Source organism: Flavobacterium sp. U410 (genome assembly GCF_053570605.1).
In genome coordinates this window covers 58,809-83,384 of sequence record NZ_JBSEFI010000004.1, presented here as the reverse complement: position 1 = coordinate 83,384, position 24,576 = coordinate 58,809, and the positions used below count along the sequence as shown (strand labels likewise).

General features: G+C 33.9%; 25 protein-coding genes and 1 pseudogene. 12 read left to right on the top strand and 14 right to left on the bottom strand.

The genetic code is table 11. From position 1 onward, the window contains the following. Window positions 1-2: 2 nt before the first annotated feature. From ACUSJC_RS04390 to ACUSJC_RS04345, 10 genes are all read right to left on the bottom strand, one after another. Entirely contained in the window at window positions 3-284 is a 282-nt protein-coding gene (locus ACUSJC_RS04390; RefSeq protein ID WP_449268342.1) for a helix-turn-helix domain-containing protein, read from the bottom strand. 430 nt (window positions 285-714) lie between these two features. Further along, on the bottom strand, window positions 715-1,632 hold the full coding sequence (locus ACUSJC_RS04385; protein ID WP_449268341.1) for a helix-turn-helix domain-containing protein: 918 nt from the start codon (window positions 1,630-1,632) through the stop codon (window positions 715-717). A gap of 18 nt (window positions 1,633-1,650) precedes the next feature. Continuing rightward, a complete protein-coding gene (locus ACUSJC_RS04380) occupies window positions 1,651-2,415 on the bottom strand; it encodes an SDR family oxidoreductase (RefSeq protein ID WP_449268340.1) in 765 nt (254 codons plus the stop codon). A gap of 16 nt (window positions 2,416-2,431) precedes the next feature. Continuing rightward, the gene (locus ACUSJC_RS04375; RefSeq protein WP_449268339.1) at window positions 2,432-3,322 is read right to left on the bottom strand and encodes an NmrA family NAD(P)-binding protein; all 891 of its coding nucleotides are present in this window, start codon (window positions 3,320-3,322) and stop codon (window positions 2,432-2,434) included. Window positions 3,323-3,488: 166 nt separating this feature from the next. After that, window positions 3,489-3,821 (bottom strand): cyclic-phosphate processing receiver domain-containing protein, encoded by a 333-nt coding sequence (locus ACUSJC_RS04370; protein WP_449268338.1) that lies wholly within the window; start codon window positions 3,819-3,821, stop codon window positions 3,489-3,491. 2 nt (window positions 3,822-3,823) lie between these two features. Continuing rightward, a complete protein-coding gene (bla, locus tag ACUSJC_RS04365; RefSeq protein ID WP_449268337.1) occupies window positions 3,824-4,582 on the bottom strand; it encodes a subclass B1 metallo-beta-lactamase in 759 nt (252 codons plus the stop codon). Between the two features lie 172 nt (window positions 4,583-4,754). Beyond that, a complete protein-coding gene (locus tag ACUSJC_RS04360) occupies window positions 4,755-5,123 on the bottom strand; it encodes a hypothetical protein (protein ID WP_449268336.1) in 369 nt (122 codons plus the stop codon). A 103-nt stretch (window positions 5,124-5,226) separates the two neighbouring features. Then, the gene (locus ACUSJC_RS04355) at window positions 5,227-6,000 is read right to left on the bottom strand and encodes a class I SAM-dependent methyltransferase (RefSeq protein ID WP_449268335.1); all 774 of its coding nucleotides are present in this window, start codon (window positions 5,998-6,000) and stop codon (window positions 5,227-5,229) included. Between the two features lie 349 nt (window positions 6,001-6,349). Beyond that, window positions 6,350-7,858 (bottom strand): serine hydrolase, encoded by a 1,509-nt coding sequence (locus ACUSJC_RS04350; protein WP_449268334.1) that lies wholly within the window; start codon window positions 7,856-7,858, stop codon window positions 6,350-6,352. A 463-nt stretch (window positions 7,859-8,321) separates the two neighbouring features. Beyond that, window positions 8,322-9,149, bottom strand: coding sequence for an alpha/beta hydrolase (locus tag ACUSJC_RS04345; RefSeq protein WP_449268333.1), 828 nt, complete (start codon window positions 9,147-9,149; stop codon window positions 8,322-8,324). 89 nt (window positions 9,150-9,238) lie between these two features. Here ACUSJC_RS04345 and ACUSJC_RS04340 point away from each other — a divergent pair, with 89 nt between their 5' ends. Then, the gene (locus ACUSJC_RS04340) at window positions 9,239-9,616 is read left to right on the top strand and encodes a winged helix-turn-helix transcriptional regulator (RefSeq protein ID WP_449268332.1); all 378 of its coding nucleotides are present in this window, start codon (window positions 9,239-9,241) and stop codon (window positions 9,614-9,616) included. A 187-nt stretch (window positions 9,617-9,803) separates the two neighbouring features. On the opposite strand, the pseudogene ACUSJC_RS04335 reads toward ACUSJC_RS04340, so the two are convergent. Next, window positions 9,804-10,139: pseudogene (locus ACUSJC_RS04335) on the bottom strand (zinc-binding dehydrogenase); the annotation flags it as partial. A 12-nt stretch (window positions 10,140-10,151) separates the two neighbouring features. Next, window positions 10,152-10,589: a nuclear transport factor 2 family protein gene (locus tag ACUSJC_RS04330; RefSeq protein ID WP_449268331.1), complete on the bottom strand. Its 438-nt coding sequence runs from the start codon at window positions 10,587-10,589 to the stop codon at window positions 10,152-10,154. A gap of 99 nt (window positions 10,590-10,688) precedes the next feature. Between ACUSJC_RS04330 and panB the strand changes: the two genes are divergently transcribed. From panB to ACUSJC_RS04300, 6 genes are all read left to right on the top strand, one after another. Then, the gene (gene panB / locus ACUSJC_RS04325) at window positions 10,689-11,507 is read left to right on the top strand and encodes a 3-methyl-2-oxobutanoate hydroxymethyltransferase (RefSeq protein WP_449268330.1); all 819 of its coding nucleotides are present in this window, start codon (window positions 10,689-10,691) and stop codon (window positions 11,505-11,507) included. A gap of 33 nt (window positions 11,508-11,540) precedes the next feature. Further along, entirely contained in the window at window positions 11,541-12,239 is a 699-nt protein-coding gene (locus tag ACUSJC_RS04320) for an RluA family pseudouridine synthase (RefSeq protein WP_449268329.1), read from the top strand. Between the two features lie 11 nt (window positions 12,240-12,250). Continuing rightward, a complete protein-coding gene (locus tag ACUSJC_RS04315; RefSeq protein ID WP_449268328.1) occupies window positions 12,251-13,021 on the top strand; it encodes a hypothetical protein in 771 nt (256 codons plus the stop codon). Between the two features lie 12 nt (window positions 13,022-13,033). Then, window positions 13,034-14,392, top strand: coding sequence for a hypothetical protein (locus tag ACUSJC_RS04310; protein ID WP_449268327.1), 1,359 nt, complete (start codon window positions 13,034-13,036; stop codon window positions 14,390-14,392). 29 nt (window positions 14,393-14,421) lie between these two features. After that, window positions 14,422-15,279, top strand: coding sequence for a KPN_02809 family neutral zinc metallopeptidase (gene ypfJ, locus ACUSJC_RS04305; RefSeq protein WP_449268326.1), 858 nt, complete (start codon window positions 14,422-14,424; stop codon window positions 15,277-15,279). Between the two features lie 159 nt (window positions 15,280-15,438). Further along, complete coding sequence (locus ACUSJC_RS04300; RefSeq protein ID WP_449268325.1) at window positions 15,439-16,791, top strand: hydroxymethylglutaryl-CoA synthase family protein; 1,353 nt, start codon at window positions 15,439-15,441, stop codon at window positions 16,789-16,791. Window positions 16,792-16,854: 63 nt separating this feature from the next. Here the strand turns inward: ACUSJC_RS04300 and ACUSJC_RS04295 are convergent, their stop codons facing one another. After that, entirely contained in the window at window positions 16,855-18,390 is a 1,536-nt protein-coding gene (locus ACUSJC_RS04295) for a YifB family Mg chelatase-like AAA ATPase (RefSeq protein ID WP_449268324.1), read from the bottom strand. Window positions 18,391-18,569: 179 nt separating this feature from the next. Here ACUSJC_RS04295 and ACUSJC_RS04290 point away from each other — a divergent pair, with 179 nt between their 5' ends. The 5 genes from ACUSJC_RS04290 (at window position 18,570) to ACUSJC_RS04270 (ending at window position 22,469) form a co-directional block, all read left to right on the top strand. Then, window positions 18,570-19,052, top strand: coding sequence for a hypothetical protein (locus tag ACUSJC_RS04290; RefSeq protein ID WP_449268323.1), 483 nt, complete (start codon window positions 18,570-18,572; stop codon window positions 19,050-19,052). Continuing rightward, window positions 19,042-19,257: a helix-turn-helix transcriptional regulator gene (locus ACUSJC_RS04285; RefSeq protein WP_449268322.1), complete on the top strand. Its 216-nt coding sequence runs from the start codon at window positions 19,042-19,044 to the stop codon at window positions 19,255-19,257. The genes ACUSJC_RS04290 and ACUSJC_RS04285 overlap by 11 nt, the downstream gene beginning before the upstream one ends. 250 nt (window positions 19,258-19,507) lie before the next feature. After that, complete coding sequence (locus ACUSJC_RS04280) at window positions 19,508-20,974, top strand: sodium:solute symporter family protein (RefSeq protein ID WP_449268321.1); 1,467 nt, start codon at window positions 19,508-19,510, stop codon at window positions 20,972-20,974. Beyond that, a complete protein-coding gene (locus ACUSJC_RS04275) occupies window positions 20,955-21,389 on the top strand; it encodes a GNAT family N-acetyltransferase (protein ID WP_449268320.1) in 435 nt (144 codons plus the stop codon). The genes ACUSJC_RS04280 and ACUSJC_RS04275 overlap by 20 nt, the downstream gene beginning before the upstream one ends. Before the next feature lie 6 nt (window positions 21,390-21,395). Beyond that, complete coding sequence (locus ACUSJC_RS04270; protein WP_449268319.1) at window positions 21,396-22,469, top strand: alanine/ornithine racemase family PLP-dependent enzyme; 1,074 nt, start codon at window positions 21,396-21,398, stop codon at window positions 22,467-22,469. Between the two features lie 48 nt (window positions 22,470-22,517). Here the strand turns inward: ACUSJC_RS04270 and ACUSJC_RS04265 are convergent, their stop codons facing one another. Continuing rightward, the gene (locus ACUSJC_RS04265; protein WP_449268318.1) at window positions 22,518-24,557 is read right to left on the bottom strand and encodes a protein-disulfide reductase DsbD family protein; all 2,040 of its coding nucleotides are present in this window, start codon (window positions 24,555-24,557) and stop codon (window positions 22,518-22,520) included. Between the last annotated feature and the right edge of the window lie 19 nt (window positions 24,558-24,576).

The window sequence follows — 24,576 nt, the reverse complement described above, 5'->3', positions numbered from 1 at the left end:
CCTTATTTTAAAAAATCTGGCAATTCTATACCTTTTTGAGATAAAAAATGCATTATTCTATCCAATTTGACCTGCTTATTTGAATTACACTCACAAGAAATATCACAAAAAAAATCAGGAGCCACATTATATAATTTAGAAAGTTTCAGCATCTTTTCTTGAGATAAGCATACTTGAGCGTTTTCTATTTTTGAATAGGCTTTTTGACTTATCCCTAACTCAAAGGCTACATTCTCTTGAGTCAATTCTTTCTTTAGTCTAAGTTCTTTTAACTGATTATTCATTTATACTTTCGGCTTTTATTATATTATTTTGATTTTCAAACTTAAAACTAATTCCTCGCTTTGCCTTACAGTTTTTCTGTAAAAAATGTTAAATTTTATTATTTATTTTAAAATTCTATTAGTCAAACAATATACTCTCCTCATATATAAAATTCATTATCAAACACAAAAACAAGTAATCAGGAGCATATCGTCAAAAATGATTGATTTTGCATTAACCACACTCTCAAGCAAAAATATTTCCAACCACTAAGAATACTAAGGAAACACAATAAATAGTACATTTTAAATCGTGACTGTAAGATTGAACATAAAATAAAAAAAATTGAATGTTCAATGTTGAATATGGAAGTTTTTAGAGAAAACAGCTCCGATGAAAAATAACGAAATTTTCTTCTGCAACTATGTTCTGTCATTAATTCTTGAAAATTCAATTAAAATTCTCACGGAATTCCAAAGGGGAAAGTTTGGTTTTATTTTTGAATAACTTATTAAAGGATTGCGGATGTTCAAACCCTAATTCATAGGCGATTTCACTCACAGAAAGTGCTGTTGTAGAAAGCTTTTCTTTTGCTTTTTCTATCAGTTTATCGTGAATATGTTGTTGCGTGCTTTGTCCGGTCAATACTTTTAGTAAACCGCTTAAATAACTTGGTGAAACATGCAACGTATCGGCAACGTATTGAACGGTTGGAAGTCCTTTACTTGCTATATTTTCCGCATCAAAATAACCGGAAAGTACTTTTTCTAATCTATCCAGAATTTGATGATTGGTTATTTTACGAGTGATGAATTGGCGTTGGTAAAATCGTTCCGAATAATTTAATAGTGTTTCAATTTGTGAAATAATAATATTTTGACTGAATTTATCAATATTTGAATGATATTCTTGCTTGATGTTTTGAATGATATTGTTCAGAATATCTTCTTCTTTTTCGGATAGAAATAATGCTTCATTTACCGAATAATCAAAGAATTCATAGTGTTTTATTTTATTGGCTAACGGCGTGTTCCATAAAAAATCGGGATGTATGAGTAACAGCCAACCCGAACGCTCTAGGTTCTCATTCGGGTTGTTGTTAGTTCTCAATATCTGGTTGGGTGCCATAAAATAGAGTACGCCTTCATCAAAATCATATTTCTGCTGGCCATAAAACATTTTACTTACGCCTCGTTTTAACGAAATAGTATAGTAACCAAAAAACAATGTAGTAAATTCTTCTGTTGTATTCCTATGAAGCTCGGCATAGTTTACAATACTGATAAGCGGATGCTCGGGTTTAGGCAAGCCGTTAAACTGGTGAAACTCGCTAATTGTTTTTATTCTATGAGGTTTTTGATTGACCATACTACAAATATAATTCAATTATAAAGATTGACCTCCTGAAACTTCAATTCGTTGGCCATTTATCCAATAGGCTTCTTCAGTACATAAAAAAGCAACTACACCTCCGATATCGTCAGGTAAGCCTACACGCCCCAAAGCGGTAAAATTGGCAATATACTCATTGATGTCTTTATTGTCTCTTACACGTCCGCCACCAAAATCCGTTTCAATGGCTCCCGGTGCAACTACATTGGCACGGATTTTTCTTCCTCCCAATTCCTTAGCTAAATAACGGGTGTGTGTTTCAATTGCTGTTTTTAACGAACCATAGACTGATGATCCCGGCATTGTAATACGTGTTAAACCCGATGAAATATTCACAATTCCTCCGCCCTCATTGATAAATGGCAGTGCTTTTTGAGTCAAGAAGAAGACTCCTTTATAATGAATGTTGTAAACGGCATCCATTTGTTCTTCCGTTACTTCAGTAATCAAAGAATATAAAGCTGTTCCTGCATTATTAATCAGAAAATCAAAATTTGAACTCCCTGTTTTTTCTTTTAAATGGGCAGTTACTTTTTCCATAAATGTATCCAATTGCTTGGTATTACTCGTGTCTAATTGTAATGCAAATGCTTTGCTTCCAATAGCCTGAATTTCTGCAACAACTTCATCTGCTGCTGCTTTATTGGAGTGATATGTAATGACTACATCTATTCCTTTTTTAGCTAACGCTATTGCCATGTTTTTTCCTAAACCGCGACTACCTCCTGTAACCAAGGCTATTTTACTTTTTGTGCTCATTCTTATGCTTTTTTGTTTATGAATTATAGATTGTTGCAAAATCTTTTGCAAAATCTTTTAGTTTTACTTTTCCTAATACCGGTTTATTTTGTTTGTAATCATCATAGAGGTTGTTCCGTCTGCCGGCATTCATTTCTGTGAGACCTTGGGCTATTAACGGATTGAAACCAATATGTACCAGATTGTTTTGAAATTGTTCGTCAGAAATAACATTCCACTGTAAATCCGGTTTACCTATTGCTTCTCCTAAAGTTTTTGCTACTTCATTTGGTGAAACTTCATCACTTGCAACATACCGAACTGTTCTTCCAACAAAAGGTTTTTCTATTTCTTCAGCAATTACATCGGCAATGTCTAAAGGCGAAACCCAAGGCTCTTTTTCATTTCCTCCATAATTTTGAATGATGGTTCCTGCGTTTTTAATGGTCGGAATAAACGCAAACATATTGTAATAGAATCCAACGGGACGCATGGTTTTAATAGAAACTGTATCGGGTACTTCTTTTAAGATGTTTTCTACCAAATGATGTGTTGCTAACATGCCTACTCCTGTATCTGTATGTGCGCCAATACTGCTTAAATGTATCACCTTTGCTACGCCCGACTGTAGAACTGCTTGTGCATAACTTTTAGCAATATTTAACCAATGGCTTTTAGGATCTGTTTTGAGATCAAAAAAATTAAAAGGGGGCTCCATAAGATACACTATTTCAGCATCTTTAAATGTAGCTGTCAAAAAATCAGCATCTAAAACGGAGCCTATTGCGGCTTGAGCTCCAATAGCTTCTATTTCACTTTGTCGTTCGGTTTGACTACTTATAATTGTTACCGAATGTCCTTTTTGAACCAACTGTTGGGCAAGTGGTTTACTGATGTGTCCTACTGAACCTGTTACTATTATTTTCATCTTCCTGATTTTAATTTTACTTTGATACAAAGTTCAGGAACAATTAAAAATACGGTGTAGCCGAATCTACTTTTATTGTAGTCAAAAAATTGCTCTTTTAGGCTTACTAACGGCTTCAAGCTATCCTTTCAGAAGGATTATGGAGTAACACGAAATTCGACTTTGTTTATTTATTCAAATGTTTAATATAATTATTCAGAAGTCCTTTAATTTGTTCAGATGCAACAGGATTGGCAGAATGTACCTTAAAATTTAGATTTCGTAAATCCAGTTTTGACTGATATACTAACCATTTTGCACATTCTAATCCATCGGGTGCTACATTTCCCTCTTCGTCAAGTCCTAAATCGTTATCAAAGCTTATGAAAATTGGAAGTCCGTTTTTAGTGATATATGCTACAAATTCATTGTAACTTCTGACTATGTCAAATTCCGTTTCCAAAGATTTATTATAAATCATATCAACTGTCCGAATATCATCCAGAAAGAGTTTTTTCATTTCTATTTAACCTTAAACAATTCAATGGTATAGTTCAGTAATTCTTTGTTTCCGGGTTTTCCGTGTCCGGGAACAATAATTTCTACGTTGGGATATTCTTTTTTTACTTGCTCAACCGTTTTTGACCAGTCTGAAAGATTTGCGTCTCCTAAATATCCTTTGGAAGCTTCGAGTTCTTTAATTAAACAGCCTCCAAACATTACGTTTTCGCTCGGAAAATATCCGACAACGTTATCTTTTGTGTGTCCTTCTCCAAAATATTTTGTAATAGTCGTTTCTTGACCAACTTTTAAAAGGAGTGAATCGTTAAAGCTATGTTGCGGAATTACAAAATTGTTTTCTTTCGCCAGTTTGATTGTCTTATAATAAGAATATGAAGGAATATGGTGATGATGAAATGCTTGTAAACCTCCCAAACAATCATCGTGAAAATGAGTCGGGATCACGGCATTAATCTTTGCATGAAGCGTTTTCTCTATCCATTCGATCAGTTCTTCTGAACTTGCATCATTTGTAGGCGTATCAAAAATTATGGTTTCATTATTGTTTCTAACAATCAAGCCGTTACAAGATACATTTCCAAAACTCTGGGTTTGTAAAAAGGAAATATGCTGAAATGAATTTTCGGAGATTTGAGTTATGATTAAATTTTCAGATTCATAAACGACTTTTGATTGGAACGAACTCTTTTTCTGAGTATTACAATTTAAAATTGTCAATGAAAATAAAAGGATTACTATTATTTTTACTGTGATTTTCATTTTTGTAACGGCCATTTTTATAGAATTGATAGTAAAGTTCCTCGGCTACAAAATAGTAGTGTTGAGCCAAAACAAAGATAATGCAAAGTTTTGATTTTTCGGAGACGCTAACGAAGTGAACTGGTAAAACAACAAAAAGCTATACGAATCGAGTTATTGTTTGTAACCGATGTTATCGCCAGTTTTTATTCCATTTTATAAATTCGTTAAATTTTTCAATCAGATTTCTAGGTTGACATTCTGCTTTCCACAAAACGGGATTTTCACTTTTGTCTTTTATTACATTCCAGTCTGAATATTCAAGAATAATTTCTTTTTGATTCATTTTTGTTTTAACAGTTAAAGTTCTGTGGTAATTCAGTTTTCCGTTTTCTAGTTTACTTATCAATAAACGCCCTAAAGAAGAATCGGGATAAAATTCAGTCGAATACTTTGAACTTTTAATATACTCAATTAAGTCCAAAACTTTTTCATTTGCCCATCCGCCTTTAATCAAGTCGGTAAATCTCTCCTCAATTTTACTCCATTCCGAATGAAGCATTTCCGGACTAGTAGCAGTCTATTTTTTATGTCAAACAAAAATAGCTTCTACGTATATATTACACATAAAAGCTATTATTAGTATTATATTGAAATTTTATTTACTATATTTTCTTTCCAATATAAAAAACATAACCATAGTATTCTTTGTACTTCTCATATAATTCACTTTCATAGCGTTGAGAAGCTACAAAATCTTCAACTGTTTTATTTCCTTTATATTTTTTTAGAAATTTCTCTTGAAGTTTTTTAGTTACAGAATAATAATCATTCCAAATCGATTCTGGTAAAACGTAAGTTGATATTGGAATATAACCTGCTTTTTGCATTTGATTTACTTTGTTCGAAATCGTATCTATTTCGGGATAAATACTATCCCAAAATTCTTGAATTTCAGTTGGTCTTTCATTTGTAAACCAAGTGTTTTCTGTTACGGCAATATAACCACCATTTTTTAGGTACTTCTTCCATTCATTAATACCACGTTGAAAACCGATATTATAAATAGCGCCTTCTGACCAGATTAAATCAAATTCATTTTCTTCGAAGGGGAGATTGTCCATCGAACCAATGATTCCTTTGACTCTATTTTCTAGATTTTTAAGTTTGGAATTTCGATTTAATATGTTAATAAAATCAGGCCAAGTATCAACTCCGACAATGTTACAAGATGTATTTTGGGCTAAAGTCAACGTTTGACCTCCTGTTCCACAACCTATGTCAGCAATTTTAGAATTTTCACTTAATCCCTTTATAAAACTTAACGCTTTAATGGTTTCAATTATACTTCCCGGTCCTTGTCTTTCTGTACTGGAAAAATATTCGTAGATAATTTTTAAATCAAAATCGTGAATTGTATGTTTTTCGTTATTACTCATCGTAATTCATTTTAGGGCATACTTTTACTGTTTAATTGTATGCTTATTATACATTAAATGATGTTCATAGCAATAAATCCCGAACAGAAAAGTCGAGATTAAAACGAAAGGAGACAACCTACACTAGAAGTGTAAATTGTTTACAATACAATATCCGAATTGTTGTTAATCATGAGACAAATTTACAAAAAAATTCAAACTTTTTGTGATCTATTAGTTTTATGGATTGCCGCTAACGGTTTTGTGCATGGCTCGTTGCGGGAAATCAGCTATAATTTTCCGCCGTGGATCAAAGATAGCTCATTACAATGAGCTATACACGTTGTTGTGTGCTGTACTTTTCTGTTATTTATTCCAAATTACGTCTTACAATTTCCTCCCCAATTTCGCCCAAATATTCACTGATAATTTTTTTCCAAATTATCAATCCGTTTTCTGAATTAATGAATATAATTAATCCTCTTCCTGATTTTGGCAACAATATGGCAATACACTTTGTGCCGTCATCACCTCCTGTATGGACAAGTGCAAATTCATCGTTGGGTAAATCAGGAAAAACCTGCATTCCTAATCCCCAATTTATTCCGTCTTTTACCACAGTTTGCGGATTTATGAAATCATTATAAAGTTTTTTAGAAAGCCCTGCATTATTTAAAATATCGACTAAAAATTTTCCATAATCTTCAACGGTAGTTAATAGATTGGCAGCAGCGTTTGGTTGGTAATATTTTTGAAATGAAATAGGATTTCCTTCAATGTCGCTCTCTACAGCATATCTGCTTTCATCTACCTCTTTTGTCCAATAATAATGCGTGTCCTTCATATTTAGCGGTTCAAGTAAAACTTCCCGGGCAATATCTTCCAATGATTTTTTGAACTTTTTTTCTAAAGCTTTTCTTAACCACTCAAAACCTTCACCGGAATATTGAAACCTAGTTCCTGGTTCAAATTCAAATGTTAATTTTTTATCCTCTCTTAAATATCTCCAATTGGGTAACCCTGATTTTTGACTTAAAATAGTTCTTGTTGTTAACTGATTTAACAGGACGTTGTCTTTTACTTCAGGGTCAACATAGTATTTTGCAATAGGTTCATCTAAGTTCCATTTTCCTGCTTCGACTAACTTTAGTGCAACTAAGGCAGTAATGGGTTTAGTAAGAGAAGCAACTTTATAAATGCTATTATTGGCTATCGGAACATTTGGTTTTTGTTCGCCAAAAGCTCTAATTTGTTGTAGTTTTCCCTTTTCAATATACCCAATAGAAATTGAAGGAATTTTGAGTTCTTTAATCAATGTTTCTATTTTTGAATCATTATTAAATAGTGGGAATGGATAATTATCTTCAAACATTGCCGGATATTTTTTGGGTTGCTGGTGGTCATAGCTTATCCCTTTAAAAAGTTTCCATTTTCCATCCTCAAGCAGCCAAGTATGAATGAATTTTCCATTCACCGTAAAGCGGAGCTCTTTGTTCGGTTCTTTGATATAGAATTCGTGTTGTCCCATTTGCACTGCGCCATAAATTTTCCCTTCATTCATCATAGGATAGACGATAAGACTGCCTTCCACCAATTTTCGAATAGGTTTAAAATTTTGGTTTGAACAAATACTTTCTTCAAAGCCTTTGAAAAACTCTTCTCTGTTCTGAAGTCCGTTCTGATCGTGCATAAACTGCAGGTCTTTATGCATTAAAGACTGCAAAACTTCAATGTTACATTTGTTAAAACCTTCATTAAAAAGCAAACTATCCGCTTTTTTAAGCTCAATGAATAAATCCGAATTATAGTTGTTCTGAGCACTGCTATTTTTTACAATAAGAAGTACGATTATTGTAAAGAGTAATTGATAAGATTTCATTTTAAATATTGATTGATGTTTGAAGTCACAAAAATCCAAATGTTACGTGAATAATCAATGGTATAATACCTGACAATAAACCGCCAATTTCCCGACATACTTTATAAAATACTGAAATTCAATTTTATAGACAGTTTTTGTTTTTTGTATAACTCCATAGTATTTCTAATAATTTACATTATAGATTTATAATAAACGAAACGATTAATTTTGTTTATTACAACCATCTACTTACAAATGGGCTTAACAAAATACACATCAAACCGGATATTAAAGAACCTGTCATTTTACAACCCAAACTATCCACATCACTTGCTCGACTTTTTGACCACGGATAAACACAAAGAGGGTTTGCTTGAAGCATTGGGCTATTTATTCATTGCCCGAAGCCCAGGACGAAGATTACGAAGAACAGGATTTTGCCAATAAGATGAAGGGAAAAGGCAAATTCGAATAGATTTGCCTATTCCATTTTAATATGTTGTTGGAAATACACAAAATGATGTGCAATGGATTTGTTCCAATATTCCGTGTTATGATTGCCTGGTTGGCTAATGAAAGTTATCGGGATTTTTAACCGATCTGCTTGTGCTTTTAAGGCTGCCGAATGGGAGTACAAAATATCTTCTGTTCCGCAGTCAAACAGGAATGGTTTTTTAAAATCGGGATTCTGTTTGAGAAGTCTGGATAGGCTGTATGCGTCCCAATTTTCTGTTTTCGGATCGCCTATATTTTTGGTCAGGTCGTCAGTCATTCTGTTTGTCTGCCAAAACAGTTGGCTTACTTTCTGAAAATTTGGGTAGTTAATTTCTAAAGCTCCGCTTGTAGAACCTGCCGTATTAAAGTAATCAGGATGTAAAATAAAATACCGCAACGCGCCATAACCGCCCATACTCAAACCGCTGATAAAAATATTTTTATCGTCAATATTAAAAGACTGATGCACTTTGGGAACCAACTCTTTGAAGAAAAAATCCTCATACTGTGAACCTTTGTTTATCGGACTGTTGATGTAATAAGAAGTGAAACCATCCGGTGTAACAATGATAAAATTGTATTGGTCTGCCATCTTTTGCAAGTCCGTTGTTTGCGACCATTGGTTATAGTTTTCGCTATATCCGTGGAGTAAATAAACCAAAGGATATTTTGTAGTTTCGCTGTATGTTTTTGGTCTGAAAATTAAAACTGTATCGGGTTGTGCCAAATATTCGGATTGAAAAATCCATTTTTCCTGTGCCTGTATAGCGTGTGTTGTGAATAGTCCAACCATCATTAATATTGCCTTAAACATATTTTGTATTTTTGTTATTGCAAAATTCCGTAAGCATTTTGTCGTGTGCAATAACGAACAAAATTGTGAGTTTGATTAAAAAGAAAATTATGAGAAAAGAAAATTCCACCAATTCGATAAATGAACAATTTTTGTTTCAGGTTTGTGAGTTAAATTTAGCGATTGCAATGATTAGCGGACGTTGGAAATCACAGATTGTGTATTCAATTTCACAGGGAAATAATCGTTTTCACTTGTTGAAAAAGGAATTACCAAATATTTCGGAACAGGTTTTAGGCAGGCAACTCAAAGAACTGGAAATGCACGCCATACTTGTAAAGCAAGAAATCCCTGAAACTGTTCCTGTTGGTGTTGAATATATTTTGACGAATAAAGGGTTGGATTTAGTTCCGATTTTGGAAAGTCTTTGCAATTGGGGCAAAACGTATGCAGACGGTAAAGAAATTTCGGTTTGTTCCATTCCGTAGCTTTCTTTTGCTAACAGTGTTTTGGTCAGCTTGCAGGTAACTAATAAACACCTCCAAACATATATAACTTTTCTTTAAAAATAAAAAAACATCTTTTTATTATGCTTTCAATTTCAGTGATTTGAAAAATAAAAAACCAGAGACGTTAATTTCTCTGGTCTATATAAATTCGGGTAAAAAATCGTTTTTATAAGGATTGCATATCAATTACAAATCGGTAACGAACATCACTTTTTAGCATGCGTTCATACGCTTCGTTGATTTCCTGCATTTTAATCAATTCAATTTCTGAAACAATGCCTTTTTCTCCGCAAAAATCTAATAATTCTTGTGTTTCAGCAATTCCTCCAATAACAGAACCCGCCACTGATTTTCGTCCTAAAATCATCGGCACAGTATTTAAAATAGGTTCTAATCCGCCTAAATAACCTACCAATACTAATGTTCCACTGATGTTTAATGTACTTACATAAGGATTTACATCGTGTACATAAGGAACCGTATCGATAATGACATCAAATTTTATCTAAACTTTTTACTTCTTTCTTCTGGTATCAATAATATGAACTATTTTCCAAAAACCTTCAGGTTCTTTAATCATAGTAAAGGAATTTACACCAATGTGACTTAATTTACCATTGACATAAAATTCATAAGGTGTCCAAACATGAGCCATATTCCCGTCGGTTTGAACTTTGTATTCTAAAATTCGCTCTTCAAAAGAAAAATCTGCCGGAATAGACGCTATTGATTTATAAAAATCCTCAGCCGTTTCAAGTTTTAACCTACTTCCTTCAGTAGCATTACTTACTGTTTGCATGCTAATACTGCTATGACATAGTTTTTGTAAAATTACTGTGTCTTTGGCATGAAAACCTTTAAAAAATTCTTCAACTATTTGCTTGGGTTGACTTTGTGCTGAAATCATAATACTAAAAAATATAAACCCTATTACATAACTGATTCTATTCATTTTGACTTTTCTTGTATTAGTGCTTCGAAATAAAAATTGTTACAAATCCAAGTAAAAAAAATGATTTTATTACTTTTACATTCCTTAAAATTATAAAAAATGTCAGTAGCAAAAAAAGATTATAAAAGAATAACCACCAAGTCCTTAGTAGAAATGAAGCAAAATGGAGAAAAAATCTCTATGCTAACGGCTTACGATTACACTATGGCTAAAATTGTTGATGCAGCCGGTACTGATGTCATTTTAGTGGGTGATTCTGCTAGTAATGTTATGGCGGGGCACGAAACTACTTTACCTATTACACTAGACCAAATGATCTATCATGCTTCTTCTGTCGTAAGAGGTGCCGAAAGAGCTTTAGTAGTTGTAGATTTACCATTCGGAACGTATCAATCTGATCCTAAGGAAGCACTTCGTTCAGCCATTAGAGTCATGAAAGAAAGCGGAGCTCATGCTTTAAAATTAGAAGGTGGAAAAGAGATTAAAGAATCTATCAAACGAATTCTACAAGCCGGAATTCCGGTTATGGGACACTTGGGATTAACACCGCAATCAATTTACAAATTTGGTTCATACACTGTAAGAGCTAAAGAAGAAGAAGAAGCTGAAAAATTGATTGAAGATGCAATTATTTTAGAAAAATTAGGTTGTTTTGGTATCGTTTTAGAAAAAATACCAGCCAAATTAGCCAAAAAAGTAGCTGAAAGCATTAGTATTCCGGTTATTGGAATTGGAGCCGGAAATGGTGTTGACGGACAAGTTTTAGTGGTTCATGATATGCTGGGAATGACACACGAATTCCATCCTCGTTTCTTACGCCGTTATTTGAATTTATATGAAGAAATGACAACTGCCATCGGACAATATGTTGATGATGTAAAAGCTGTAGATTTCCCTAACGAAAATGAGCAATATTAGTTTTTTAGTGATTCGTAAATAGTATTGGTAATTTTGGCTGAAAAAATAGTATCTGATAAAAATAATCTTCAAATAATTCATGAAGACAACCACATTATTGTGGTTAATAAACGTGTTGGTGATATTGTTCAAGGCGATAAAACCGGAGACAAGCCGCTTTCTGATGTTGTAAAAGAATACATTAAAGATAAATACAACAAACCCGGTGAAGTTTTTCTGGGGGTAGTACATCGTTTAGACAGACCAACGTCCGGAATTGTTGTTTTTGCTCGAACTTCAAAAGCGTTAACGCGTTTAAACGAAACCTTCAAAAACAGGGAAACCCAAAAAACATATTGGGCTGTCGTTAAAAACCAACCGCCTAAAGAAAAGGACACCTTAATTCATTTTCTTACCCGAAATCCGAAGAACAACACTTCCAAAGCGCATTCAAAAGAAGTGAATGACAGTAAAAAAGCAAGTCTGACGTATTCGGTTTTCCAAAAATTGAATAATTATTACGCTTTAGAAATTGACTTACATACCGGAAGGCATCATCAAATTCGTTGCCAATTAGCTGCTATTGGTTGCCCTATTAAAGGTGATCTGAAATATGGTTTTGACAGAAGTAATCCAGATGGAGGAATTCATTTACACGCTCGAAAATTAGTACTTCAGCACCCTGTTACAAAAGAAATTCTTACATTTACAGCAGATACTCCAAATGATGTTATTTGGAATTCTATTTCTTAAACCTTACTCTTATGAATAAAAAAATTGAAGAAAAACTAACGTATGGTTATCCTTTTGACTTAGGTACAATTATTGAAGGTAGTTTTGCCGTTTACAAAAAAACATTTCTTGTTGCCGGTGCTACATTAATACTTCTAGGTATTGTTCTTGTAATACTCTATGCCGGGCTATTAGGAGTTCTTGTAGGATTTAGTGATTTTTCTGAAATGATGTTACAAATTTCTATCATCTCAAAAAGCCCTGTTTATATTATTTCTACCGGATTGTTTTCAACCTTAGCAAGTGCTATAATGGCACCTATAACAGCTGGATTCATTCATACTAATTATTTAGCAAAAAGGAATAAAGAGTTTAGTTTAAGTACAATTTTTGAATTTTATAAAGGAAAATATACCGGAACATTAATGATGGCTTATGCCATTGTAGGTTTTACCATGGCTATTGTGAATACTTTACTGATGTTTACAGGTTTAGAATTTCTGAGTTTTATATCACAAGGGCTAATCTCTTTGATCACCGTTTTTACTATTCCTTTGATAATCTATGAAGACTTCAACTATTCTGATGCTCTTTCAAAAAGTATATCATTATTCGGTAAACAGCCATTATATATCTTACTTGCTATGATTGTAGCTTTTTTCTTTTCTATGCTTGGCTTTTTAGCCTTTTGTTTAGGAATATTTTTTACGCTCCCCTTTCTTTATAGTACCTACTACGCCATTTATGATCAGGCTATCGGATTTGACGATAAGTCTGAAATCGAAGAAATCGGATTTGAGTAAACTATAAACAATATGACAAAAAAAATTCTCTCTCTAAGTTTTATGGCTCTTTGCTTCTCTTACAGTGTGGCTCAAGAGCACTTTACAGGAATATCAACTTCCAGACGGGTTGGTATTGTAAATACCGTTTACAATCCTTCAGAAATTGTAAATCTAAGCACTAAATATGAAGTAAATGTTTTTGATGTCTCCGTTGGAATGTCTAACAACAAACTTACTTTTAACGATTTAATCAAAGGAAGTAATCTTGAGGATAAAATTTTTGAAGGAGATGATAATGTCAATTTGCGCCTTGATGCTCTAATTATTGGTCCTTCTTTTGCATTTAAAATGAAAAAATGGGGATTCGGATTAACGTCAATGGCTCACGTAAAAGCCAATGTCATTAATGTAGATTCAAAATTGGGAGATGCCATTCAAAACGGGAAATTAAGCAATCTTATTTCTCAAACTACATTATCTTCAAGCGATAACCAAAGAGTTAATGCTATTACTTGGGGCGAAATTGATTTGACTGTAGGACGAAATATCATAGATCTGCCGAAACATTCCTTAAATGTAGGTTCCTCTTTTCGTTTCCTTTTTCCGGGTGCTTACGGAAATTTCTCAGCGACAAACTTAAACGGAACCATTAATAATACCTTAGGTGATGTTGAATTAGTTAATGCTTCTGCAGAAATAAATTTGGCCTATGCCGGACCTCTTGCAGGCGCCTATAACGACCAAGGAAATTATAACGAATTCTTTTCTCAAGGAATCAACGGTTTTGCTCTTGATTTAGGTGCTAATTATATTTGGAAAGACGAATCAGATCCTAAAAGCTACAAATTAAAAGCCGGATTTTCTATTCGTAATTTAGGGAGTATGACTTTCAAATCGGATTCCAATTTAAGTCAAAATTATATTTTAAATGTGGATAACTTCGAAAGTCTAAATTTAAATCAATTTGAAAATGTTGAAAGTTTAGAAGAATTAAATCAAATCATTTCTGATCCGGCAAATGCCAATTACTTTCAGGCAACGACTTCAAAAGACGATTATTCCATTAAATTGCCCACGACAATCAATGCTTATGTTGATTATCGACTGGCAGAAAGATGGTTTGTAACGGCTAGTATGAATCAAAAAGTAAACGACGATTCCGAAAATGATTTTGTTACTACACAAAATTCATATACCTTAATCCCTCGTTATTCTTACAAGTGGTTTGAAGCGTATGTACCTGTAAGTTCCAATGAAATTTCAGGATTTGCAACAGGATTAGGATTTAGGCTTTCTGTTTTCTTTATAGGTTCGAACAGCGCTATTACGGCTTTAACCAATAATGGAAAACAAGCCGATTTATACTTAGGAGTTCAATTTGGTTTTTAATACATATAAACAAATAATACAATACAAAAATGAAATGGCAAGGTAGAAGACAAAGCGACAACGTTGAAGACCGCAGAGGAATGTCCGGCGGAGGAAAAGCAATTGTTGGTGGTGGTGTAATTGGAATAATTATACTATTACTCCAAATGTTTGGCGGACAAACAGGTCAATCAATTGCTCCTGTTCTAGAACAATTAAACCAAGGAACTGCAACAGAACAAGTTCAGGAAAAAGAGCTTACTGCCGAAGAAAAAGAGATGGGTCAATTTGCCTCAACCGTTCTAGCAGATACCGAAGACATTTGGACCAAAATTTTTGCTGAAAATAATTTAGGAACTTATGAAAAACCTAAAATGGTGTTATTCTCTGGAAGTGTTGAAACCGCTTGTGGAGGCGCTAGTTCTGCTTCCGGTCCGTTTTATTGTCCGGCCGACCATAAAGTGTATATGGATTTAACCTTTTTCGAAGAACTTCGTACGCGTTTTGGAGCTAAAGGCGGTGATTTTGCTATCGCCTATGTTATTGCTCACGAAGTGGGTCATCACGTACAAACCTTATTAGGAACATCAGGGAAAGTTCGTCAATTGCAACAAGGTAAAAGTGAAGCGCAAGCCAATAAACTGAGTGTTTGTTTAGAACTTCAAGCTGATTTTTATGCCGGACTTTGGTCACATTACAACCAAAAATATTTGGAAGAAGGCGATATCGAAGAAGCTTTAAGTGCGGCTCATGCCGTAGGTGATGATGAGATCCAAAAAAACATGCAAGGTCGTGTTGTTCCTGATTCTTTTACGCATGGAACCTCTGAACAACGTATGAAATGGTTTATGAAAGGATACAAAACGGGCGATATTAACAATGGCGACACTTTTGCCGAAGAATTGTAGTTATCTTTTTTATAAAAATTACATTCAAAAATCAATATCCAAAAAAAATAAGTTAAAAAATTTAGCAGATTCATAAATCGAATCGTCAAGCTTAATATTTTAAGGCATATTCAATGAAAAGTTGAGTATGCTTTTTATTTTTGTGTAAAACAAACAAGAATGAGAGTAGGTATTGACGCTATACAGTTTGATATTCCTAAAATATATTTACCGATAGAAATACTAGCCGAGAAAAGAAACATTGAACCGGCAAAATTGATAAAAGGGCTTGGACTACAGCAAATGAGTTTCCTTGATGTGCATCAAGATACTGTAACCTTAGCCGCAAACGCTCTTTACAAATTGATTCAACAGGAGAATATTGATTTGAACAGTATTTCCCGAATTTACGTTGGTACTGAAAGTGCAGTTGACAACTCTAAACCCATAGCTTCTTATTTGGTTCAATTGATCGAAAAAGAATTAGGAGAAAGAACCTTGAAAAACTGTGATGTGGTAGACCTGACTTTTGCCTGCATTGGCGGTGTGGATGCTTTACACAATTGTTTAGATTTTGTGCGATTGAATCCAACTAAAAAAGCAATTGTCATTACTACCGATAATGCCAAATATGACTTAGATTCAACGGGCGAATATACTCAAGGTGCCGGAGCTATTGCTATGCTAATCACTTCTAATCCGAGAATTCTTTCGTTTAGAAATGCTGTTGGTGTAGGAACAGAAGGTGTTTTCGATTTCTTTAAACCGAAAAGAACCGTAACCAAAGAGGCCATTTTTGGTGATGATTCTAACGAAAATTGGTTTGATGTTTTAGAAACAGAAGTCAATATTGCTAAAGAACAACCGGTTTTTGACGGGCAATATTCTAACGAATGTTATATCAACCGAATTGCTGAAGCTTATGAAAATTTCAAAACTGAAGCCGAAGAAGGTTGGAAAGTATATGAAAATTGGGATTTGATTTTAATGCATCTACCCTACTGTTTTCAAGGAAGACGAACGTTCATCGATATTTTTGCAAATGAAAATCCGGAATTGTTAACCCAACAAGAAGGTGAAACCATAAAAGAAAAAACAAAAGCGTTAACCAAATCTCCTGAATATTTGGCTTTGGTAAACGAAAAATTATATCCGGCTGAAATTGCTTCAGGAAAAGTAGGAAACATTTATACCGGTTCTATTTTCTTAGGGTTGTTATCCGCTTTATATTTCAGTGCGAAAGAAGACAAAGCACTTAGCGGAAATAAAGTAGGATTTATTGCTTACGGCAGTGGTTCTAAGTCAAAAGTTTTTGAAGCAGAAGTTGCTCCGCAATGGCAAAGCGAAATTACTAAAACCAACTTATTTGAAGTTTTAGAACAACGTACCGCTATTGATTTTGACACTTACGAAAAGTTGCATAAAAAAGAATTGAAAAATTCAGTGATTGAAGCTTCAAACGAATATTCAATCGATTATATAGAAAAAGAAAATCCTAATTTATTAGGAGCACGATATTACTTAAGGAAGTAATGTTCACAGTTTTATTTAGTTTTTGGTTTAGTTAAAGCTGGTTAAGTAACCAGCTTTTTCTTTTTAACGCAACCAACCTTCCCTATCCAAACTTCTGTACTGTATCGCTTCTGCAATATGATGGGATTGAATAGTTGTTGAATCTTCTAAATCAGCAATAGTTCTGGAAACTTTCAAGATACGATCATACGCTCGAGCTGATAAATTCAAACGTTCCATAGCCGTTTTAATCAAACCCAAAGAAACTTCATCCAAAGCACAATATTCCCGAATTAATTTGCTGCTCATTTGCGCATTGTAATGTACATTTTTCATCAACTCAAAACGTTTCGCCTGAATAGTTCTCGCTCGGGTTACCCTTTCTCTAATAATTGTACTACTTTCCGCTTTTCGAGTATCGGACAATTTTTCAAAAGGAACGGGAGTTACTTCGATATGAATATCAATTCTGTCTAATAAAGGGCCGGAAATTTTATTCATATACCGTTGCATTTCTTGAGGCGAATTGCTCACTGGTGCATTCGGATCGTTAAAATAACCGCCCGGACTTGGATTCATACTAGCAACCAACATAAAACTCGATGGATACGTAATCGTAAATTTTGCTCTCGAAATGGTTACTTCCCTGTCTTCCAAAGGTTGGCGCATCACTTCCAACACTTCTCGTTTAAATTCAGGCAATTCATCTAAGAACAAAACGCCATTGTGCGCTAATGAAATTTCTCCGGGTTGGGGATAACTTCCGCCACCGACTAAACTGACTCCCGATGCAGAATGGTGAGGTGAACGAAATGGTCTTTGCGTTAACAAACCTGCTTCTTTTATTTTTCCGGCAACCGAATGAATTTTGGTGGTTTCCAAAGCTTCCTGCATTGTCATTGGCGGCAAAATACTTGGCAATCTTTTGGCTAACATGGTTTTTCCGGCTCCCGGCGGACCAATTAAAATAATATTATGTCCTCCTGCTGCGGCAATTTCCATGCATCGCTTAATAGATTCTTGTCCTTTAACGTCAGCAAAATCAAACTCCGGAAAATCTAAGGTTTTTGAGAATTCTTCTTGTGAATTGATAACGGTTGGCTGTACATTTCCGCTTCCTTCAAAAAAATCAATTACCTCAGTTACATTTTCGATACCATAAACCGAAATTCCCTCTACAATTGCAGCTTCTTTTACATTTTGAATGGGTAACAAAACTCCTTTAAAGCCTTCTTCTTTGGCCTTAATCGCAATAGATAATGCTCCTTTTATAGGCTGCAAACTTCCGTCAAGCGACAATTCACCCATAATGATATAATTCCCAACTTCGTCAGAATTTATTTGAGAGGAAGCCGCTAAAATACCAACAGCAATCGTCAAATCATAAGCGGAACCTTCCTTACGTAAATCGGCAGGCGCCATATTGATGATAATCTTTTTTCCCGGAAAATGATAGTTGTTATTTTTTAGAGCTGCGGCAATGCGATAACTGCTTTCTTTTATAGCGGAATCGGGTAAACCTACCAAGTGGTAGCCAATTCCTTTATCAATGTTTACCTCAACGGTAATAGTTGTAGCATCAACGCCAAAAACGGCGCTTCCAAATACTTTTACTAACATGGCGAATACTATTTAAATGGCTTATAATGATACAAATATATATAATTATTTAAGAAAAATACTATTTAAAAGTTTAATCAATTGAAAAATGTAAAGTAAAAATAACTTTTTGTAAATTATATTTGTCTATATGTAAAATATACTTTACATTTAGATATCATTTTAATTCTTTAATCCGTATGAAAACACATTTTCTTTTTCCGAACCAATTGAAAACACTAGGCTGGATTTTATTTATACCTAGTTTTATTTTTGCTATTCTAAGTTCTGTTTTTGAATGGAAAATAGATGATTATCTAAACGTTACTGTTTTTGCTGTTTACAATGATGAAATCTTTGGTCAAGATACTAATCCTTTTTTCCAGTTTATTAAAAACAGTATAACCGATGAAATTTTGACTTTTTGTTTAATTGTCGGTGGATTGTTGATTGGGTTTTCAAAACTGAAAAATGAAGACGAATATATTGCACAAATACGTTATGAAAGTTTAGTTTGGGCTACTTATCTAAACTATGGTTTAATTTTACTTTTTACTGTTTTTATGTATGGTATTTCATTTTTAAATGTGCTTTTTTACAATACATTTACCCTGCTACTATTCTTTATTATTCGTTTTCATTATATGATCTACAAACTTAATAAAACGAATCATGAAGAATAATTTAAAAGTCTTACGTGCCATAAAAAATATTTCTCAGGAAGAATTGGCTAACCAAATTAGCGTAAGTCGGCAAACTATTAATGCTATGGAAAAAGGAAAATATGTTCCCTCTACGCTATTAGCTTTAAAACTTGCACATTATTTTGAAAAACCGGTTGAAGAAATATTTCAGTTAGAGGAAAATGAATACCCATTAAACAATTAATTTTTTAAACATAAAATACACTAAACACTAATTTTTTTTCAAAGAATCTACTTTAAAAGAGTCTTTTTTTGAATTTTTTCATATATTTTGTATATTTGCCACTCGTAGTTTTGTTTTGTCACAGACAAAAGTCTTTTAAGCACTATTTTTTAGTTTGCTTTCTATCTAAATCATTCGATTTGCAGTTAACTGCGTCATGGTCTTGGGAGAATCTCAATTCAGACCGACAAAATTTGAAATTATATTAAAAATGCATGCAATAGATTATTTAATCTTTGTCATTTACATGCTGGCTATGCTCGGCATTGGTTTTTATTTCTACAGAAAGAACTCATCTTCAGAAGATTTTTATGTAAGTGGTCGTAGTATGAGTAGTTGGCACATTGGTTTATCCGTTGTCGCAACTGATGTCGGTGGCGGTTTCTCCATAGGATTAGGCGGATTAGGTTTTACCATGGGACTTTCCGGTTCGTGGATGCTCTTTACGGGGTTAATTGGCGCTTGGTTAAGTGCTGTCCTCTTAATTCCAAAAGTAAGTCAATTAGGGCACCAACATAAGTTTTTTACTTTTCCTCAAATCTTTAGTCATTTTTACAATGCAAAAGTGGGGTTATTAGCCGGAATTATATCTGCAATAGGCTATGTAGGGTTTACCAGTTCGCAAGTTTTAGCCGGAGCCAAACTAGCTTCAGCTACCATTCAAGGATTAGATATCCAATGGGCTTTACTCATTATGGGAGCAATAGCAGTTATTTATACCTCTATTGGCGGACTAAAAGCTGTAATCTATACCGATACTATACAATGGATAGTTTTAATTTCCGGTTTGGTTTTTATCGGAATTCCTATGGCTTATCATGCTGTAGGAGGAATTGATGCCATTAAAAGTACACTGGCTCCCGAATATTTATCACTCAAAAATGTCAGTGCCTTACAAATATTAAATTGGTCTGTTACTATAATACCAATATGGTTTATCGGCATGACTTTATACCAAAGAATTTATGCTTGTAAAAACGAAAAAGAAGCTAAAAAAGCTTGGTTTATTGCCGGTTTATTTGAATGGCCTATTATGGCCTTTATGGGAGTTATTCTTGGTATGCTAGCCAAAGTTGCTGCTACACAAGGAATGTTTGATAGCATTACAAACGTAGCTTCTTTAGATAGCGAAATGGGCTTACCTATTTTATTGAGTACTATTCTACCCATTGGTTTAATGGGATTAATGCTTTCCTCTTATTTTTCGGCTATTCTTTCTACTGCCGACAGTTGTTTGATGGCTGCTTCAGGAAATATTGTTACTGATATTATCGAAAAGTTTTATCAAAAACCTCTTTCTGACAAGAAACTGCTTCAAATTTCACAAATAGTTACACTAGCCGTTGGTGTTTTTGCCATTCTGTTAGCTTCCCAAATGCAAAATGTTTTAGAATTAATGCTGTATTCTTATGCTTTTATGGTTTCCGGACTTTTTGTTCCGGTTTTAGGCGCTTTATTCTGGAAAAAAAGCAATGCTAATGCTGCTTTTTGGAGTATGTTACTTGGTGGCGTTACTACCATTAGCCTGATTCTGTCTAAAAATCAATTGCCCTTCGGATATGCTCTGCCCAAAAATTTAGATGCTAATATCTTTGGTATCAGTATTTCTTTATTGACTTTCATACTATTATCAAACTATCACTATAAAAAGAAAAAAAATGGAATTTATAATTATTAATGCAATAACAGGTGAAAATCCTGATTATACTCCGGAAGTTATCACTCATTTCTTATTCACTCATTTAGAGCAATATGGCGATGCTAAAGCAGATATTTTAAAATGCATCGATTATGTCATGAATCCTACAAAAGGAGGACAAATCATCATTGGCACCGACGAAAATAAAATCGTAGGTATTGTCATTTTGAACAATACAGGAATGAAAGATTACATTCCGGAAAATATCTTAGTTTACATAGCTGTTGATAACAGTCAACGCGGAAAAGGCTATGGTAAAAAACTAATGCAGAAAGCGATTGCAAGTGTTGAAGGAAGCATTGCACTACACGTGGAACCTGATAATCCTGCGAAAAAACTATACGAGAAACTCGGTTTTACCAATAAGTATTTAGAAATGCGTTTAACCCAATAATTAGTTATGGCATTTTTAAAACTAAACAAACAAAAGTTAAAAGAAAACTATACCTTCTTAGACCAATTATTCAAAGAACGGAACATTACTTGGGGAGTTGTATCCAAATTACTCTGCGGAAATGTCATTTATTTGAAAGAATTATTAGCACTGGGAACACAAGAAATTCACGATTCCAGAATAGGAAACTTGAAGAAAATCAAGAAACTGAATCCGGAGGTTCAAACCGTGTACATTAAGCCGCCTTCCAAACGAAATATTCCCAAGATTGTGGAATTTGCCGATGTAAGTTTCAATACTGAAATTTATACCATAAAAATGCTTTCGGAAGAAGCTAAACGCCAAAATAAAGTTCATAAAATTGTAATAATGATTGAAATGGGCGATTTACGAGAAGGCGTTTTGGGCGAAGAATTACTTCATTTTTATCAAGAAGTTTTTAGTTTATCCAATATCAAAATTAGTGGTATTGGTACCAATTTAAATTGCCTGAGTGGCGTTATGCCTACGCAAGATAAATTAATTCAGTTGAGTTTATACAAACAATTGATTGAAGCTAAATTTAACGTCGAAATTCCTTGGGTTTCCGGCGGAACTTCTGTTGCTATTCCTTTGCTATTGAAAAATGCCAGACCCATGGCGGTCAATCATTTTAGAATTGGCGAAGCACTTTTCTTTGGGAAGGATCTATTTACGGGCGAAACCATTGAAGGAATGCATAACGATGTCTTTACCTTGTATTCCGAAATCATTGAAATCACTGAAAAACCCAATAATCCTATTGGCGAATTAGGCGAAAATGTAGCCGGAAATACTTATGAAATCGATGAAAACACCGATTTGAGTGAAACTTCTTTACGCGCTATTTTAGATGTTGGACTTTTAGACATGCAACCCCAATATTTAATTCCGACAAATCCTGATATTACAATTGTAGATGCCAGTTCAGACATGATGGTTGTTGATATCTCTAACTCCAAAAAAGAATATAAAATTGGAGATATCATATCTTTTAAATTGCAATATATGGGCGCTTTATATTTACTTAACTCAGATTACATTGAAAAATTAGTAGAATAAAAAAACGAAGCCTAAAGGCTTCGTTTCGTTTATATCATAATTTGTTTCTTATTTCTTAAAAGCTTTAATCCCGTCTTCTAACCAAGCTTTATATTCATCAGCATCCGGTGTGTAACCAACCGGTGTGCTAATGTCTTTTCCATCAGCATCTAAAATCACATAAAATGGTTGGGCATTATTTTGATAACGTGTAATTTGGAAATCACTCCATTTGTTACCAATGGTTTGAATCTCTTTTCCGGTTTCAGTAGAAGTGTATTTATCTTTTTCTTCTAGCTCGCGTTTGTCATCTACATAAAGCGAAATCAAAACCACATCATTCTTAAGCAAAGGTAAAATTTCAGGTTTAGACCAAACGTGTTCTTCCATTTTCCTACAATTTACGCAGGCGTGACCTGTGAAATCTAATAAAATTGGTTTACCTACTTGTTTTGCATAAGCTACTCCTTTGTCATAATCATGAAAAGCGATGATTTTATGTGGTCCAAAGTGTGCATGTTCCGGCAAAACTTCGGCAGTAGTAGTCTCTCCTCCATTGGTATACCCCACTCCATAAGGACTTTCACTATACGTCATTGGTGGCGGAAATCCTGAAATTACTTTTAACGGAGCACCCCATAATCCCGGAATTAAATACATCGTGAATATAGATACAATTAAAGCCATAAACAAACGCCCTACTGAAATGTGAGAAAGCGGACTATCGTGTGGTAATGTAATTTTTCCGAATAAATAAAAAGCCCAAGCTCCAAAAACAGCAATCCAAATAGCGATAAAAACTTCTCTTTCTAACCAATGCAATTGCAATACCAAATCGGCATTCGATAAAAATTTAAAGGCCATCGCTAATTCCAAGAATCCTAATGACGCTTTTACCGTATTCATCCATCCACCTGATCTTGGTAATGAATTTAACCAACCCGGAAATAAGGCAAATAACATGAAAGGTAATGCAATAGCACTTGAAAAACCTAACATTCCTATAATCGGAGCAATTCCTCCTTTTGACGAAGCTTCAACTAATAATGTTCCTACTATAGGTCCGGTACAAGAAAAAGAGACAATTGCTAATGCCAATGCCATGAAGAAAATAGCTAAAATTCCTGATTTCCCGGCTTGCATATCTACTTTATTAGCCCAAGATTGCGGTAAAACAATTTCGAAAGCACCTAAAAAAGATGCCGCAAAAAATACCAAAATAATGAAGAATATGATGTTAAAAATAACACTTGTTGATAACGCATTCAATGAATCAGCACCAAAAATCCCAACGATTAACGAGCCTAGTGCAACGTAAATTACAATAATTGACAACCCATAAAAAATGGCATTCATGATTCCCTTTTCGCGTGAACCACTTTGTTTAGTAAAGAAACTTACTGTTAGTGGAATCATTGGGAAAACACATGGTGTTAACAAAGCGGCAAATCCGCCTAAAAAAGCAAAAATAAATATTGTCCAAAGACTTCTTTTTTCTTCACGTTTTTCTGCTTTTGCTAAATCTTTATGTTCTGTTGAAGGAGTAGCTACAACCTCATCAGTAACCTGTTTCTCAACAATTGTAGCTTCAGTACTATCAATTTCTAAAGGCTGAGCTTCTGTTTGTTTTACTTCTTCAACTATGGCTGTTCTTTCTTCCTTAATTTCAGGAAGTTTAAAAGTAAAGGTTTTGTCTTGTTGAATACATTGTTCTTTACAAACCTGATATTCTACATAGACTTTTATTTCCTTTAGTTGGGTATTGGTAACTTTAATTTTTTGTTTAAACTGAGCGGAATTACTAAAGAAATATTCGTCAACTTCAAAAATATCATTATAGGCTTTAGTGTATTTACTCTCTACTGTTTTTCCTACAACAGTATAATTTCCTTTAGCTTCTTTGTATTCAAAAACGGTTGGTAAAGCACCTCCATCGGGCGTAAATTGTGAATACATGTGCCATTCGGGCTCAATTGTTGCATTCATGACCAACTCAAATTCGTTGTTTGAAATTTTCGTCAAGTTGGTTTTCCATTTAACCGGATCTAAAAGTTGGGCTTGACTTACCCAAGAGATTAGCAGTAAAATAAAATATAAGTTCTTTTTCATTGGTTTTATTTATAGTCTG